A 16,641-nucleotide genomic window follows, 5' to 3' on the forward strand; every position below is an offset into this window, starting at 1 on the left:
GATCTTATTTTTCGTAGGTATAATTTCATTCAGATATGGAGGCGTAACCTTGCAGCTAATTAATCAATCCGAAATACAAGAGAGGATCGACCTGCTTAAAGATCAGGATCTATATATCCATCTTGAGATGACGACGGGAGCATACGCTGCCCATTTCGATAGTTCTAAGCACCCAGCGGCTACTTTCATTACTAATGCTGTGATCCGATATTCTCATGGTTCGATTTCCGGTCATGGACCTTATCGCGTCGGCCTAAAAATGTCACAGGGCTGGGTGTACTCGGAAGGACTAACTCACTATGAAGAGAGTGAGACCGAAAGATTAATTCTGGCCGGGCATGACAGCCAAGGCAAACTGGTCGTATCCTTACAATTAAGCCGGGAGCCGTTCTAATGGTAGAGGAGATGAGGAGTTCAGTGGAAAGACATATTCTAGTTATATTACCGCATCCGGATGACGAGGCCTTCGGTATATCTGGAACACTAGCTAAACATGTGCAAAACGGCACCCAAGTTACCTATGCTTGTCTGACACTTGGAGAGATGGGCCGGAATATGGGCGTGCCGCCTTTTGCGAATCGGGTAACCCTCCCAGAGATCCGTAAAAAAGAGCTGGAAGAATCCTGCCGGGCGATTGGAATACAGGATTTGAGAATGCTTGGTTTCCACGATAAGACCATTGAATTTGAGGATCAAGCTCTGCTTGAGGGCCATATTGATGCGCTTCTGAAGGAGCTTAACCCCTCACTGGTCATTACGTTCTATCCGGGGTACAGCGTTCATCCTGATCATGATGCTACCGGAGCTGCAGTGGTTCGAACGGTTGGTAGAATGCCCAAGGCAGAGAGACCTCCTGTTCACTGTATAGCTTTCGCCAATAATATTGAAGAGATTGGAAAGCCTCAGGTTATCATTGATGTGAAAGATTTCTTGAAGCAAAAGATGGCGTCCATTCAGGCGCATAAATCCCAATTCCAAGCCGCTGAACTGTTAGGCAGCAAAACGCTAGAGGATAAAGAAATCCAAGATCGTTTTGGAACAGAGCGTTTCTGGATCTATCCATTTGAATGATATTAAGTCCGAGCATAAACGCTCGGGCTTTTTCTTTGTGGCCCACCAGTGGGCATGCTTTGTTTTTCTAATATAAGGCATGAATAGCTGTGCCTTTTTTCAAATATATGGTAAGGGCTAGGAGGTTGATCAACCAAACCGGTTTCGTCAGGCAAGGAGGCGTATTCGTTTGAAAAAATCATATATCAATCTCATTTGTGGAATAGTCATTCTTTTGCTGGTATTCACTGCATGCAGTAAGGCGAGACCCAAGTATGCTGAGCTTTTCACACATGTGGAAGAGCATCGGGCTGTCTTCATGCAGCCGCGTGAAGAAGGGCTTGCTGCTTTGCAAATTGCGGATGCTGTGGGTGAATACGATACAACCTTGGGTACAATTATGCAGGATGATATCTTATCCGTGAATCAAAAGGAGTTTATACAGCAGATTGTGGTAGATGTTAAGACCAATAAAATCATTGGTTACCGGGTAGGAACGGTTTTCCCCAGATCGGAAAGCGGTTATCAAGATGCGAGAGAGCTGGTACGTGCTTTTATGAACCAATACAAACCTGCGGATGAGGAGGCGGCTGAAAAAGTCGAAAAATCTATCCTAACGATTGACAGGATGACTCTTCCGCTAAAGCCATTAACAGGCTCTATCAAAGAATCATGGTCATACGGCAAGGGCGAGGATAAATTGTATATCACCTACAGGATGTCGAACAGTTTACAAAGTGATGATGAATTGCCTTTGAACTTTTATTTCAGCTATGAGGGGAAGTAAGGAACGAAGAAACAAGATGTGATTTACAAAAAAATACATAAAGACTATTATATTTCTATAGGTAATTATATCCTTTTTTTCCTAAACTATTGTTTGAACAAAGTAACTGGAGGATCAAATGAAAAAGCACGACAAAATCATTTCCTTCATCTTCATACTTGTTATGATGGTGACGGCTATTTACTGGGCAATTACGACCGATACTTGGACCGTGATGGGCACCCTTGCTTCGGTGATCTGTTTTGTAATTTTTGTATTATTAGGGCTTCGCACTATCCCTGTTTTGACAGAATTTGTGCTAACGAATCCAGCCCTTGAAGTGACTCGAGAAAGTAAAGAGCGGGATAGAAGGCAGGCTTGGCTACGTATTATTGGCTGGATATTGGCGAGTCGTATCCTGCTTATGCTCATCGGTTATGCATTTTTGATTATCCAGAATGGTTATTCCGGGGGGCTGTTTAGCAAAATCACCGACACCTGGCATATATTCGGGATCGACGCTTCACATTATTTGGGGATTGCTGAGAACTGGTACCAGACGGAGGGAGATCCGAGGTACCATATTGTGTTTTTTCCTTTTTTTCCAAATTTAATTAAAGTAGTTAAGGTATTTGTAGGGAACTATCTTGTTGCTGGCTTTATCGTTTCAAATATCTCTTCCATTGTCGCCGCTTTGGTCGCTTATGAGCTTGCTGCACTAGATATGCATCGGAAGAATGCCATGCGAGTCGTTAAGTATATTTTTATATTCCCGGCTGCGTTCTTTTTCTTCATTCCAATGACTGAAGCTCTATTTCTGGCTTTATCTTTGTTGTGTTTATATTTTGTGAGAAAAAAAGAATGGTTCATCGGATGCTTATGCGGTGCACTTGCAGCGTATACTCGTTCTCCTGGGGTGCTGCTTATTGTGCCGGTTGCGATTGAATTTGGACGGGATCTGATAGGCAACTATAAATTGTTAAATAAAAAAGCGTTTATACATAGGATTACCACCGCCGTTAGCTGTCTCGCTATCATATCATTAGGTTTGCTGGCTTATCTGTATATCAATTACTACGTGACGGGAAATGCGTTTCAGTTCAGTATTTACCAGAGGGAGCATTGGTCTCAGCGATTTTATCTCTTTTTTGATACCGTAAGATATCAGATGGAATACGCTGTGGGTACCTTTAAGAGTGGAGATCATCGTTCTTTCCTTGGGATGTGGCTGCCCAATTTAATCGCTATATTCTCAGCACTAATTATCATGTTCATGGGTGCGAAAAAGATACGTCCTTCATACACCGCCTATTTCATCGTGTACTTTGCATTCGTAGTGGGAGCTACCTGGCTGCTGTCAGCCCCGCGGTATTTGCTGGTTGCGTTTCCACTAGCTTTTGCTGCTGTCGCGCTTACTGAAGAGAAATCAAAGGATGTTATCCTTACTGTAGTTTCTGTTGCGGGGAGTCTTTTGTATTTAGCGATGTTTGTGGCAGGATATCCAGTGTATTGAGGACCCTTTCATTTTTTTATAATTTAATATAAAATGATTGAAACTGGTTTCAAAAACTGTCCCTATCTGGAGTGAGTGTAGAAATGGCAAATATTTTAGATGTGGCGCGTTTAGCAGGAGTGTCTAAGACGACCGTATCCCGAGTAATCAATAACTATCCTCATATTTCAGCAGATAAAAGAGAATTGGTATTACAAGCAATGGAAGAGCTTGAATATACCCCGAATCTCTCGGCAAGAAGATTAAGAGGACAAGTGACAACGACGATAGCTGTCGTAGTTCCTAGAATTGTGAATCCTTTTTTCTCCTATTTAGTTGATTCCATAGAGAAGGTTGGTTACAGAAACGGCTACCAAACCTTGATATGTCAGACTAATGAGGATAAAGAGAGAGAATTAACCTATTTGAATTTGTTGAAGACCAAACAAGCGGACGGCATCATTATGGCATCCATTGAGAATGATTGGGAAGTCATTGAACCGTATACTGAATTCGGGCCTATTGTGTTATGTAATGAATATGTGAGTAATGCAAAAATCCCAATGATTCGGCTGGATCAATTTAAAGGTACATACTTAGGAATCAAGCACCTAATAGAAAGAGGACACCGTAAAATTGCTTACTGTACGGGAGGTCTGTTTACCGAGTTCGGAAAAGATAAAGACCGTAACCTAGGTTATCAAAAAGCATTAGAGGAAGCCGGTATTCAAGTGAACCCTAACTGGATTTTGGTCAACCAGCATACCATTGAAGATGGGAAAAGAGTAATGAAGCTCTTGCTTGAAATGAAGGATCGTCCAACCGCTGTGTTTACGGGTAGTGATGAAATTGCTGGTGGTTTGATGATGGCTGCGAAAAAGGAAGGGCTAAGTATCCCACGAGATCTAGCGATCATTGGATTCGATGACCAACCCCTCGCAGAAATGTTGAATCCCGCATTAACCACTATACGGCAGCCTATAGAGCAGATGGGGCGTAAGGCAGGGGAAGTTCTTATGGAGATGCTGGATAATTCCGATGTAGAGCCAGCTACTTATGAGCTCCCGGTTGAACTGGTAGTTCGAGAATCTACGTAACACCGATAAGCGAATTTGCAATGCAGACTCGCTTTTTTTATTTATCTTTATTGGTACCGATACCACACGATATAAATAAGAATAAAACTAAAATAACCTTATATACCAGTTGAAGTTCCGGTTATTTTATAAACTTAGTTTTAAATTGTATTGAAACCGATACCAAGTGATGTTACAATACAGGCAAGAAAGCTTTCTAGTATATAAACCAACTGAATTTATGAAGAGTTTTTTGAATTGATGAAAACGGTATCAATCTGATGTTCAGACTTTTATAGGGGTCTAGCATATAAAAAAGCACAAAATGGAGGGGTTTTGTTTGAAAAAGATATCTGTTTTATTATTTGTTCTTTTGCTTGCTGTTTCATTGACAGCTTGTGGAGGATCCAACGGAGCGGGCTCCAGTCCGGCAGCGAACTCGAAGGATGAGCAAGTCAGCATAATTATTACGAACGGTAAAGGTGAAATCGCTTCCCAATGGGAACAGGCGGCTAAAGATTTCATGGCAGCGAATCCGAATATCAAGGTTGAGGCTGTCTCTGGAGCTGTTGGAGATACCGTTAATTTGCTGGATAAACTTACGGCATCCGGTAAAACGGTAACTATGGCGATGATGTCCCCCGATTCCATTGTGAACAAATATAAAGATTTCGGTATAGAACTTTCAGGTGAGAAGTGGAATGAAGAGACGGTTTACGGCGTTAAAGACGCAGAGGGGAAAATTGCAGGTTTTCCATTTTCAATAGAAGGCTTCGGTCTCGTGTACAACAAGAGCGTACTTGATAAGGCTGTTGGCGGTACTTTCGATCCGCACTCTATCAATACTCGTGACAAGCTAAAACAATTACTGGATCAAATTAAAGCTTCCGGCGTGAAATATCCGGTTGCATATCAAACCGAAAACTGGTCCGTAGCGAACCATTACAGTACACAGTTTGTGAATCAGGAAGAAGATCCAAATACGATTGTAGAGCAACTAAAAGCCGGAACATTTGATTTGGCAAGTAATGATGTTTGGAATGGTTACTACGATACGATGGATCTGCTGGTATCCAAAGAATACAACAAATACGGTGAACGTCCACTCGGCAAGTACTATGACGATGCGCATGTAAGTGTAGGAAAAGGGGAGTCAGCTATCCTGTTTAACGGGAACTGGGCTTATGATTCATTGCAGGCGGTTAGTGGAGAATCCTTCGGATTTATACCTGTCCCAGTAGATAACAATCCAGACAATCCGCTGAACAATAAGATTGCTGCAGGTCCAACTAATATTCTGGTGATTAATAAAGCGGCAACCCCGGCTGAGCAAGAAGCAGCTAAGAAGTTCCTGAACTGGCTCGTTTATGATGAAAAAGGTCAAGATTTTCTGGTGAACCAGTCGCAAGTCGTCTCAGCCTTTAAGAACAACTCTTTGAAAGTTAACAATCCACTCGGATCAGCGATTGCGGATGCTGTGGTGGCCGGCAATACGATGCCGTTCAGCTCAAACTATGTAAAGGTCGAAGATTGGGGTAACATTCTTGCACCGGATATTCAGAAATATATCGCCCAAAAAGAATCCCGTGCTGATCTTGCCAAAGCTATTGAAACCTATTACAAAAGCCAAAAGTAATTAATCATTTGCTGAATTGCGGGAAACGGGTTGGGGTGACTCTCGCCTGTTTCCTCCTTAAAGCAATTAGGGGTGTGCTAAACGTATGATATCAGAAAAACGTCTGATCAAACGAATGGGCAACCAGTTATTTTTCACCGGTCCCACGATCATTTTCTTTACGATTGCCGTGCTGATTCCTTTTGCATATGGATTATATCTGACCTTTACCAATATGACCTCTCCATTAAATCCAATAGAGTTCTCAGGTTTAGCTAACTATAAGACAGCATTTACGGACTCCAAGTTTTGGGATTCTCTTTTATTGACCGTTAAGTTTGTCGTGACAACCGTTATTATCATCAATATTCTCGGTTTTATATTGGCTTATTTAGTGACTTCCGGCGTGAAGATGCAAAATTTCTTTCGAACTTCCCTGTTTACACCGAATTTAATTGGTGGCTTGATTCTGGGTTACATCTGGCAGTTTATATTCGTACAAACCATGCCTTCTATTGGTGAAAAGTTTGGGATAGAATGGCTGCGTTTAGGGTGGCTAGGGGATGAACATTTAGCTTTCTGGGCCATTGTTATTGTGTCGATCTGGCAATCAGCGGGTTATATGATGATCATTTTTGTCGCTGGCTTAGTCAATGTGCCAAAAGATGTAGTGGAAGCAGCCACAATTGATGGCGCCAATGGATGGCAACGGTTGAGAAAGGTTACTTTGCCGCTGATGGTTCCTTCCTTTGTAGTGACTATCTTTTTAACTCTGAAGAATGCCTTTATGGTTTACGACGTTAACTATTCTCTAACAGCAGGCGGACCATATGATAGTACAACTATGGTATCGATGCATGTGGTAAAAAAGGCCTTTGTTGAAAATAATTATGGCGTAGGCCAAGCGGAAGCCTTTGTGTTGTTTGCTATCGTTGCGGTTGTTACCGGTCTGCAGGTTTATTTCAGTAAGAAATTGGAGGTTGCTGCATGATGAGTGCTAGACGAAAAACTTCCGTGATTCTGACTTATTTATTTTTAGTTGTGTTTTTCATCATTTTTGTTTTTCCATTCTTTCTTATGATCGTCAATTCCTTCAAGAGCAATGGTCAAATTCTCGAAAGCCCTTTTTCACTGCCGACCAGCTTAAACTTTGGACATTTTGCTGAAGTCATTGATAAAATGAATTTCTTTGTCTCGTTTAGAAACACAGTCGTAGTCACCTTTTTCAGTGTCCTATTCATTGGTGTCTTTGCAGCAATGACCGCCTATTACATGGTGAGACATTCGACTAAATTTAATAATGGTTTCTTTGCTCTAATGGTGGCTTCCATGATTATTCCGTTTCAGTCCATTATGATTCCCCTGATTTATATCTACGGGGCAAAGCTTCACTGGATCGATGCGGCGCCTATTCCATTATTGATTATTTTGTACATTGGCTTCGGAAGTGCGTTATCGGTATTTATGTACCATGGTTTTGTGAAGTCGATTCCTTATGAATTGGAAGAGGCGTCACTGCTCGATGGATGTAATCGTAGACAGACTTTCTTTAAGATTGTACTGCCTATGTTGGCTCCAACATCAGTGACAATTGCGATTCTGAATGTGTTATGGATTTGGAATGATTATCTGCTACCTTCATTGGTGCTGACTAAGGATAACCATTTTACTATGCCTATTAAGATGAAAGTGTTTAACGGAACGTATATGAATAACTGGGAGCTGTTGATACCAGCACTTCTGTTAACGATCCTGCCGATTCTTATTGCTTATTTGTTTGGTCAACGTTACATCATCAGAGGCGTCAGCCAAGGCGCTATTAAATAAGATAAAGAAAGCCCTAGACTCGGGTGCTGGAGGAAGTGTGGAGTTATGGAGACTAGAGACAGCAACTGGTGGAAAGAAAGTGTGGTTTATCAAATTTACCCGCGGAGTTTTCAGGATTCAAATGGAGATGGAGTAGGGGATTTGCGTGGAATCATTAACCGACTCGGGTATTTAAAGGATTTGGGCATCAATGTTATTTGGTTGTGTCCGGTCTACGATTCACCTAATGATGACAATGGGTATGACATTCGGGATTTCTATAAAATTCAGGATGAGTTTGGAAGTATGGAAGATATGCTGGAATTGATCACACAAGCAGAAGCTTACGGAATTCGTATGATTATGGATCTGGTAGCGAATCACACCTCGGATGAACATGCTTGGTTTATGGAGTCCAGAAGTTCTAAGGAGAGTCCAAAGCGTGACTGGTATATATGGAAGCCGGGGAATGAAGGTCAGGAACCGACCAACTGGGAATCGAACTTTGGAGGTTCAGCTTGGGAATATGACGAGATCTCACAGGAATATTATTTACATTGTTTCTCTAAGAAACAACCGGATCTCAATTGGGAGAATCCCGAAGTTCGCCAAAGCATCTTTTCCATGATGGATTGGTGGATTGACCGGGGAATAGCCGGATTTCGCATTGATGCGATCACATTTATTAAAAAGAATCAGCAATTTCCACACCTTAAGTCTGAAGACGATCGCCGCTATGTGCCTCTGGCAGAAGCTTGTTTGAATCAATCCGGAATTTTGGATTTTCTTCACGAGATGAAACAGGAGGTTCTGGAACCTCGCAATGTGATGACGGTTGCGGAAGCTCCAGGGGTTCCGATAGAGCAAATTCATGAATATGTAGATGAGCAGAACGGCGTCTTTAATATGATATTTCAATTTGATCATGTAGATCTGGATGCCAAGCCCATGGCTAAAGGAATCTATCATCCTTGGAAGCTGACTGAATTTAAGCACGCGTTATCTAAATGGCAGATTGAGACAGCCAATAAGGGCTGGATGGCACTTTTTATGGAGAATCATGACCATGTGCGTTCGGTTTCGAAATTTGGCAACGACGGGATTTACCATAAAGAATCAGCCAAAATGCTGGCCGCCTATTATTTCTTAATGCGCGGAACACCGTTTATATATCAAGGACAAGAGATTGGGATGACCAATTATTTCATGGCTTCAATTGAAGAGTATAGAGATATTGAGAGCTTAAATTATCACCGTAATGAAACTGCACTGGGTAGGCCGGAGGCAGATATCCTGAACTATTTAGCGATCAGAAGCCGAGATCAGGGCCGCACACCGATGCAATGGAGTTCAGAACCTATGGCCGGATTTACGGATGGGGAGCCATGGATTCATGTGAATCCGAATTACTCGTCGATTAATGTGGAGGAAGAGCTACAAGACGGTAATTCTATCCTTCACTTTTATCGGGAATTAATCAAGCTGAGACGGGACAATAAAGCGTTAATTTATGGAGATTATCATGAGATTTATGTGGACTCGAATGAGCTTGGTGGATATGTTCGAACTTACGGGAAGGAGTGTTGGACGGTAATTTGTAATTTTACGGATCAAACGATTCCATTAACCGACCCTCTTGAAGGTTATGTTGTGCTGTCTAACATTAATAATCATGATGACGGTCTGTTGAAGCCTTATGAGGCTTTAATATGCAAAGGGGAAAAGAACGCAGATGCAGCTGCTATCTAATGAGGGGGATTTGTGATGCAAATTAAGAATGAAGCTATGTTGATTACCTATGCGGATAGCCTCGGGCGTGACTTAAAAGAATTACACGAAGTATTAGATAAGCATCTGCGAGGCGTCGTTGGAGGTGTTCATTTACTACCCTTTTATCCTTCTTCGGGAGACAGAGGTTTTGCACCAATGGATTATACCAAGGTAGATCCTGCATTCGGAGATTGGTCGGACGTCGAGATGATGAGTAAAGATTATTATATGATGTTTGATTTTATGATTAATCATATCTCCAGACAATCACCTTATTTTCAGGACTTTCTTGAGAAAAAGGATGAATCAGAATATGCGGATTTGTTTATCCGTTACAAGGATTTTTGGCCGAACGGGGAGCCCTCTCAGGAAGATGTAGATTTAATCTATAAGCGTAAACCACGTGCTCCATACGTAGAGGTTGCCTTTAAGGATGGTAGCTTGGAGAAAGTATGGTGTACCTTTGATGAAGAGCAGATTGATCTGGATGTGACAACAGAAACGACGCGGAAATTCATAACGGACAATCTTACTTTTTTGGCGGAAAAAGGAGCCTCAATTATTCGACTAGATGCTTTCGCATATGCAAACAAAAAAATCGGCACGAATTGTTTCTTTGTTGAGCCGGATATTTGGGAGATGCTGAATCACTCTGAGCAGACCGTTGCCCCTTATGGCGTGACCGTTTTGCCTGAAATTCATGAGCATTATAGCATCCAGTTAAAAATCGCAGATCAAGATTACTATGTATATGATTTTGCGTTACCGATGCTAGTGCTACATGCTTTATTTAGTGGGAAAGTAAACCGGCTGGTTCATTGGCTGGAGATCTGCCCGAGAAAGCAGTTTACAACACTAGACACGCATGATGGTATTGGTGTGGTGGATGTAAAGGATCTTTTGAGCGATGAAGAAGCAGAAATGACAAGAGAAAGTCTCTATAGCCAAGGAGCTAATGTCAAAAAAATATATAGCACTGAAGCATATAACAACCTTGATATTTACCAAATCAACTGTACCTATTATTCAGCACTTGGGAATGATGATCAGGCTTATTTGCTGGCGAGAGCCATCCAATGCTTTGCCCCAGGTATACCGCAGATTTATTATGTGGGGTTATTAGCTGGAGTGAATGATATAGAGCTTCTGGAAAAGACGAAAGAAGGACGGAATATTAATCGGCATTATTATACCCAGGATGAGATTGATGTTGAAGTAGGGCGTCCGGTTGTGCAAAAGCTCTTTAGCATTTTGAAGTTCCGAAATAGTAATCCGGCCTTTGACGGTGATATTCAGATTGAACAGTTGGATGAGAATAATGTGGTGATCACCTGGAAAAACTCGATGAATGAAGCAAAATTGGAAGCAAATCTGTTGACAAAGGCTTTTACAATTTCGCAAAAAGGACAGACAGCGGATTGGGAAATGGTTGCATTGTAAAGGAATATCCAGTGTGTTGAGGAATCATGTTAAAATAGGGGGACGCTAAAACGCGTTCTTCTTTTTTTTGCGAATAACCTTATAGAAACGATGGTGGGTATGAAGATTGATTACGACAATCAGGTGATCGAGTTTAATGTTCAATATGGAAATGGCAAGAAAATCTCCATTCATATAGATTCTTCAGGGCGTATAACGCTCAAAGCTCCCAAGAAAACAAGTGAAGAGACGATTAAAAGCGTGGTAGAGCGTAATGGGAAATTAATAGTGGAGAAGCTGCAAAGCATTGAAGCGAACCGAGAAACGCCAAAGGTTAAAGAGTATGAAGACGAGGGTAAGTTCCTGTATCTAGGCAAATATTATTCGCTGCAAGAGCTAATAGAGACAGGGGATTTAAATGAGGAAGAGCTTAAACTTAAGCTGAAGAAATTCTATTTCGCTAGCTGTAAGAAGATTGTAGGCGAACGGATCAATAAATATCAGACACAGCTTAGGGTAAAGCCTAAGACGATTGATATTGTAGAGTCTAGAACCAAGTGGGGAAGCTGTAGCTCGGATAAAAAGCTAACCTTTAACTATCGCTTAGCGATGGCTCCAGTGGAGGTTATCGACTATGTGATCATCCATGAACTGTGTCATTTGCTTCATATGAATCATGATCGTTCCTTTTGGCGGCGTGTTGGCAGTCTAATGCCGGATTATAAGGAGAAGGAAGAGTATTTAGCTAGATATGGGCGTGCTATGACGCTGTGATAAATTAGTATTGATTCACGATTTGAAACAACACAAGGATGTCCCTAATGAAGGGATATCCTTGTTTATTGTTAATGCGTTCCTCATGATGTTAAAGGGTACGAACGCTATCTCTTTTTATTAGCTCGCTAGGAAGCATGACATGATGAATAGCTTGTTGTTTCTCTAGTAGATCTATGAGAATCTGAGCAGCGTTGGTACCTAGCTCGTATTTATGTTGGTTCACTGTAGTCAAAGCTGGTGTGCAATACGCTGTCAGATCAATATTATCATAACCAATAATTGAAATATCCTCGGGCACCGATTTTCCGGCTTCCTTCACACCCTGCATAGCTCCGAACGCCATCAAATCACTTGCACAAAAAATAGCAGTGACTTCAGGATGGCTGGACATCATTTGCTGAGCCGCTTCTTTTCCTCCTTGTTCGGAGAATAATCCGTTAAACACGAGGGATTCGTCAAAAGGAATACCGTAATTCTCAAGAGCGAGTCTATAACCTTCTAATCGAAGAAGCGTTACATCTGCTTGCGTATGTCCGTTAATCATAGCGATATGGCGATGTCCTGATTCCAGCAGATGAGTTACTGCGTGAAGCGCCCCTTTTGTATTATCAGAGGTGACATAACCGACATTTGGCCCTTCAAGTGTAATATCAATGAGCACGCAAGGAATATCAGAGGATACGATTTCCTTGAGATAGGGATCATCTAGTCGAATCCCCATAATAATGACACCATCTACACCTCTTTCCTGGCATAATGTCTTATAAGATTTCACTCTTTGCTTCTGAGGGGTTGTGCTGAAGAGTACAAGGTCATAATCCAGCTCTCCTGAACGATCATTGATCCCGCATAACACTTCAAAGGCTATATTGTCTTTGGAACTATCTCTTGTAACGTTGGAGAGTAGGAGACCTAGCGTTTTTGTTTTTTTAGATATAAGAGATCTCGCAGCCATGTTAGGGCTATAGCCTAATTGGTCTGCAATAGTTTTGATCTTGAGCCTAGTACCTTCGTTAACATCGTCATAACCATTTAAAGCTCGGGAGACGGTAGTTACGGATACGCTGGCGGCTTTGGCAATATCTTTTATAGTAACCATAGGATACCTCCTTCATATTTAGGGACAATAAGGCAATATGTAGTATTTAAATATTAAAAAAATAAAATATAAAAAGCATCTTGTAAATGCTTTCATCATGATTTATAATTCGATTATACCTTATCCGAAACGTTTTGGTAAGTCTGTGAGCATTAGATTATTTGAAGTCATATATTTTTTTATGCTTTTTCCGAAACGTTTCGGATACACAGCGAAGAAATGAGGGGAAGTTTTGAATTATCGAGTTATTAAAGAAAATGATCTGTTTTTAATGACGGACAAAGGTGGGGACATTCCGGACAATGATCAATCGGGTCTAGGTCTCTATACCAGAGATACCCGGTTCTTAAGCCGAATGGAAATCCGAATTAATAATCAGCGACCGATATTGTTATCCTCAGCTGCCGATGAGAATTATATCTCTACCATTCGTCTTACCAATCCTCATATGGAGGAAGACGGTAAATTGATTTTATGGCGTGAGTCTGTAGAGATTGAACGTACGCGCTTTATTTATGAGGGTGCATTATACGAGACCTTCAAGCTAACAAGTTATTATCCAAAAGCAATCCAATTCGATTTCTCTGTGCTGTTAGATGCGGATTTTACAGATATGTTCGTGATTCGTGGGTTTCAGCATGGCAAGCTAGGAAGTAAGACAGGTGAACGAAGAGCTTCAGGTGAAAGAGTGATCAGTTATCTCGGAGCAGATGAGCTGCTGAGAGAAACCAAGGTGAAATGGGATACTCAGGAAAGCCGAATAAGCGAGACAGGCGAGGTGCATTTCGATGTCGAGCTGAAGCATCAGGAAAGTGTTGAAATCGCTTTCTTCATTGCTCCGATGATAGATGGCAACGAGCCGCTGCAGTATGAAACTAAGGAAGCAATGAATAAGCTCAGAGCATCCTACGCTACTTGGAATGCTTCATCAACTTCCATCAGCAGCGATATGCCATTATTTAACAAGCTGTACCATCGAGGGGTTCAAGATTTACGGGTACTGCTTACAGACCTCGGTTATGGACAGTTTCCGGTTGCGGGCTTGCCTTGGTACTCCGTTCCCTTTGGACGCGACAGCCTGATTGCAGCGCTGCAGATGTTATCTCTGAATCCTCAAATTGCTAAGGGAACCTTACTTACAATGGCTGCTTACCAAGGACAGAAGGAAGATGAGTGGCGCGACGAGCAGCCAGGCAAAGTGATGCACGAAATCCGATATGGTGAATTAGCCGCTACTAACCAGGTTCCGTTCACACCTTATTACGGCACAATCGATGCAACACCTCTGTTCCTACTGCTTACCGCCGAGTATTACCACTGGACAGGAGATCTTGAATTTGTTAGCTCATTAATGCCGCATCTTAACGCTGCGTTGAATTGGATTAAAGAATATGGCGATTATGATAATGATTCCTTTGTGGAGTATTATCAGAAGTCGTCCAAGGGAATTGCCAATCAGGGATGGAAGGATTCTGCGGATTCCGTTATTCATAGTAATGGTGATTATGCGGAGGCCCCGATCGCACTAGTTGAGGTTCAAGGTTATGTGTATCAGGCGCTGACTCGACTTGCTCCTATCTTCAAGAGCCTAGGTCACGAAGAACAGGCCGAGGTTATGGAAAAAGATGCAGCTCAGCTGCAAACCCGTTTCGAGGAAGACTTCTGGATGGACGATGAGCAATTCTATGCAATCGCCTTGGATAAGGATAAGAAACGGGTAGACTCTGTTACTTCGAATGCAGGACATATTCTGATGTCAGGAATTGCTTCGCCAGAGCGGGCAAAAGCAGTTGCTGCAAGACTAGTAGCCCCTGATCTCTTCGGAGGATACGGTATTCGAACCATGAGTACTGCAGCTACGGGTTATAATCCGATGAGCTATCATGACGGAAGTGTATGGCCACATGATAACTCACTCTGTTTGCTCGGCCTTAGTCAGTCCGGGTTCACAGAGGAAGCAATCACCGTTATGCAAGGATTGCTGAACGCAGCTGACCAATTTGAATATTACAGATTGCCTGAATTGTACTGTGGTTACAGTGATCAACTCGGCGCTCCTGTTCCTTACCCGGTAGCCTGTTCTCCACAGGCATGGGCGGCTGGAACACCATTGACGTTCGTGCAAGCGCTGCTTGGTCTTCAACCGAATGCTCTAACCCGACAAATTACGATCAAGCCTGCACTGCTAAACGGTATGAATGACTTAAAGGTGGAGCAATTACAGATTGGCAATGGCACACTCAGCCTACGCATTAGTCGTGTGGATAACGAGCTAAAGCTGGAGGTTTTATCTAACCAGACGGGTTATGAACTAGTGATTCTATAGGCATTACGTAATTTTTTTATATAAAAAGCCTGACAATACTAAGGAGGTTGTATTGAAAATGAGAAAATCGGGGTTAATAATTCTATCTTTGATGCTGGTTACTGGGCTAATGTTGACTGCATGTGGTGGCAACAAAACAAACAGTAACACAGGAGCAGCAGCAACAAATAATGGCACAAATAAAGAAACAGCAGCACCGACAACGGATGAGCCGGTTACGATTACACTAGCAGGCTGGGGAGCGAGTCCAGAAGAGCAGGATCTGCTAAATCAGACGCTGAAGGAGTTCGAAACTAAATATCCGAATGTGAAGGTTAACTACGAGGTTATTGCCGATCAATACATGGATGTTATCAAGACTAGACTTATCGGTGGAGAAGGTCCTGACGTCTTCTATCTGGACGCATTCGAGGCGCCTGGTCTCATTGAAGCTAATGTACTGGAGCCATTGGACAGCTATGTAACACCTGAGTTTGATGTTGCAGACTTTGAACAGCCCATGGTTGATGCTTTTAAGAAAGATAATGTATCCTACGGATTCCCTAAGGATTTCTCTACGCTCGCTATGTTCTACAATAAAAAGGATTTTTCCGAAGCGGGAATTACAACTCCTCCAACAACTTGGGATGAACTGAAAGCAGACGCGATTAAGCTGACCAAAAAAGAGGGTGATAAAGTCACTCGTTATGGTTTCGGCGTCGCTCCTGAGCTTGCGCGTCAAATGTTCATGATCCAAGCTTTTGGTGGAAAAGTTTCGGACGAAGAAGGTAAAGCAACCTTCGCATCTGCGGAAGCTCTCCCAGGCTTACAGCTTGTTGTAGATATGCACAACGTTGACAAATCCTCCGGTGAGCCTAAGGAAGTAGGCGCTGGCTGGGGTGGAGAAATGTTCGGGCAAGGCAAGGCTTCTATCGTATTCGAAGGCAACTGGGCGATTCCATTCCTGGAATCCAACTATAAGGAACTGGATTATGCTACCGCTGAGCTTCCGACGGTGAACGGCACTAAAGGCACAATGGCCTTTACGGTAGCCTATGTAATGAACAAGCAATCGAAGAAGAAAGAAGCGGCTTGGCAGCTAATCTCTTTCTTGACAGGCAAGGACGGAATGAAAACATGGACCAGCAAAGGGTTCGCACTTCCTACACGGAAATCGGTCGCACAGGAGCTGGGCTACGACAAGGATGAACTGCGTGGAGCAATTGTAGCGGGTGCCTCCTATGCAACGCCATGGCAAGCCGCATCTACGCTGCCTACCATCACTAATAACTTCAATAACCAATTTGTAGATACATTTATGGGCAACTCCAAGCTTGAGGATGCTATGAAGAAAGCTGAAGATGTAGCGAATAAGGAAATTGAAGCAGCAAAATAAACGGATTGAAGAGGGGAGGGTCTTCGGACCACCCCTTCATTCTTTCATTCTGATACGAAAGGAAAAGTGA

At 42.4% G+C, this 16,641-nt stretch carries 14 protein-coding genes; 13 read left to right on the forward strand and 1 reads right to left on the reverse strand.

Annotated features, from left to right (window positions below):
• The first annotated feature begins 49 nt into the window (after positions 1 to 49).
• The 11 genes from QNH28_RS03895 (at position 50) to QNH28_RS03945 (ending at position 11,768) form a co-directional block, all read left to right on the forward strand.
• Positions 50 to 394, forward strand: a complete 345-nt coding sequence (locus tag QNH28_RS03895) for a YojF family protein (protein ID WP_042184926.1) — start codon at positions 50 to 52, stop codon at positions 392 to 394.
• 23 nt (positions 395 to 417) lie between these two features.
• Positions 418 to 1,071 (forward strand): bacillithiol biosynthesis deacetylase BshB2, encoded by a 654-nt coding sequence (gene bshB2 / locus QNH28_RS03900; protein ID WP_283910251.1) that lies wholly within the window; start codon positions 418 to 420, stop codon positions 1,069 to 1,071.
• Positions 1,072 to 1,240: 169 nt separating this feature from the next.
• Positions 1,241 to 1,837 carry a hypothetical protein gene (locus QNH28_RS03905; protein WP_283910252.1) on the forward strand — a complete coding sequence of 199 codons (597 nt, stop codon included), beginning with the start codon at positions 1,241 to 1,243 and terminating at the stop codon, positions 1,835 to 1,837.
• Positions 1,838 to 1,955: 118 nt separating this feature from the next.
• Entirely contained in the window at positions 1,956 to 3,329 is a 1,374-nt protein-coding gene (locus QNH28_RS03910) for a hypothetical protein (RefSeq protein ID WP_283910253.1), read from the forward strand.
• Positions 3,330 to 3,412: 83 nt separating this feature from the next.
• Positions 3,413 to 4,405, forward strand: a complete 993-nt coding sequence (locus QNH28_RS03915) for a LacI family DNA-binding transcriptional regulator (RefSeq protein WP_283910254.1) — start codon at positions 3,413 to 3,415, stop codon at positions 4,403 to 4,405.
• A 319-nt stretch (positions 4,406 to 4,724) separates the two neighbouring features.
• Complete coding sequence (locus tag QNH28_RS03920) at positions 4,725 to 6,020, forward strand: ABC transporter substrate-binding protein (RefSeq protein ID WP_283910255.1); 1,296 nt, start codon at positions 4,725 to 4,727, stop codon at positions 6,018 to 6,020.
• Positions 6,021 to 6,105: 85 nt separating this feature from the next.
• Positions 6,106 to 6,990, forward strand: coding sequence for a carbohydrate ABC transporter permease (locus tag QNH28_RS03925; RefSeq protein WP_042184938.1), 885 nt, complete (start codon positions 6,106 to 6,108; stop codon positions 6,988 to 6,990).
• Positions 6,990 to 7,826, forward strand: coding sequence for a carbohydrate ABC transporter permease (locus QNH28_RS03930; RefSeq protein WP_283912045.1), 837 nt, complete (start codon positions 6,990 to 6,992; stop codon positions 7,824 to 7,826). The genes QNH28_RS03925 and QNH28_RS03930 overlap by 1 nt, the downstream gene beginning before the upstream one ends.
• A gap of 45 nt (positions 7,827 to 7,871) precedes the next feature.
• A complete protein-coding gene (locus QNH28_RS03935; protein WP_283910256.1) occupies positions 7,872 to 9,554 on the forward strand; it encodes a glycoside hydrolase family 13 protein in 1,683 nt (560 codons plus the stop codon).
• Positions 9,555 to 9,569: 15 nt separating this feature from the next.
• A complete protein-coding gene (gtfA, locus tag QNH28_RS03940; protein WP_283910257.1) occupies positions 9,570 to 11,015 on the forward strand; it encodes a sucrose phosphorylase in 1,446 nt (481 codons plus the stop codon).
• 99 nt (positions 11,016 to 11,114) lie between these two features.
• Positions 11,115 to 11,768 (forward strand): M48 family metallopeptidase, encoded by a 654-nt coding sequence (locus QNH28_RS03945; RefSeq protein WP_283910258.1) that lies wholly within the window; start codon positions 11,115 to 11,117, stop codon positions 11,766 to 11,768.
• Positions 11,769 to 11,859: 91 nt separating this feature from the next.
• On the opposite strand, the gene QNH28_RS03950 is transcribed toward QNH28_RS03945, so the two are convergent.
• A complete protein-coding gene (locus tag QNH28_RS03950; protein ID WP_283910259.1) occupies positions 11,860 to 12,870 on the reverse strand; it encodes a LacI family DNA-binding transcriptional regulator in 1,011 nt (336 codons plus the stop codon).
• Positions 12,871 to 13,102: 232 nt separating this feature from the next.
• Between QNH28_RS03950 and QNH28_RS03955 the strand changes: the two genes are divergently transcribed.
• Positions 13,103 to 15,196: an amylo-alpha-1,6-glucosidase gene (locus QNH28_RS03955; protein WP_283910260.1), complete on the forward strand. Its 2,094-nt coding sequence runs from the start codon at positions 13,103 to 13,105 to the stop codon at positions 15,194 to 15,196.
• A 58-nt stretch (positions 15,197 to 15,254) separates the two neighbouring features.
• Entirely contained in the window at positions 15,255 to 16,571 is a 1,317-nt protein-coding gene (locus tag QNH28_RS03960) for an ABC transporter substrate-binding protein (protein ID WP_283910261.1), read from the forward strand.
• Positions 16,572 to 16,641 lie beyond the last annotated feature (70 nt).

Origin of the sequence: Paenibacillus sp. G2S3, assembly GCF_030123105.1 — a bacterium.
Classification (GTDB): Bacteria; Bacillota; Bacilli; order Paenibacillales; family Paenibacillaceae; genus Paenibacillus_AQ.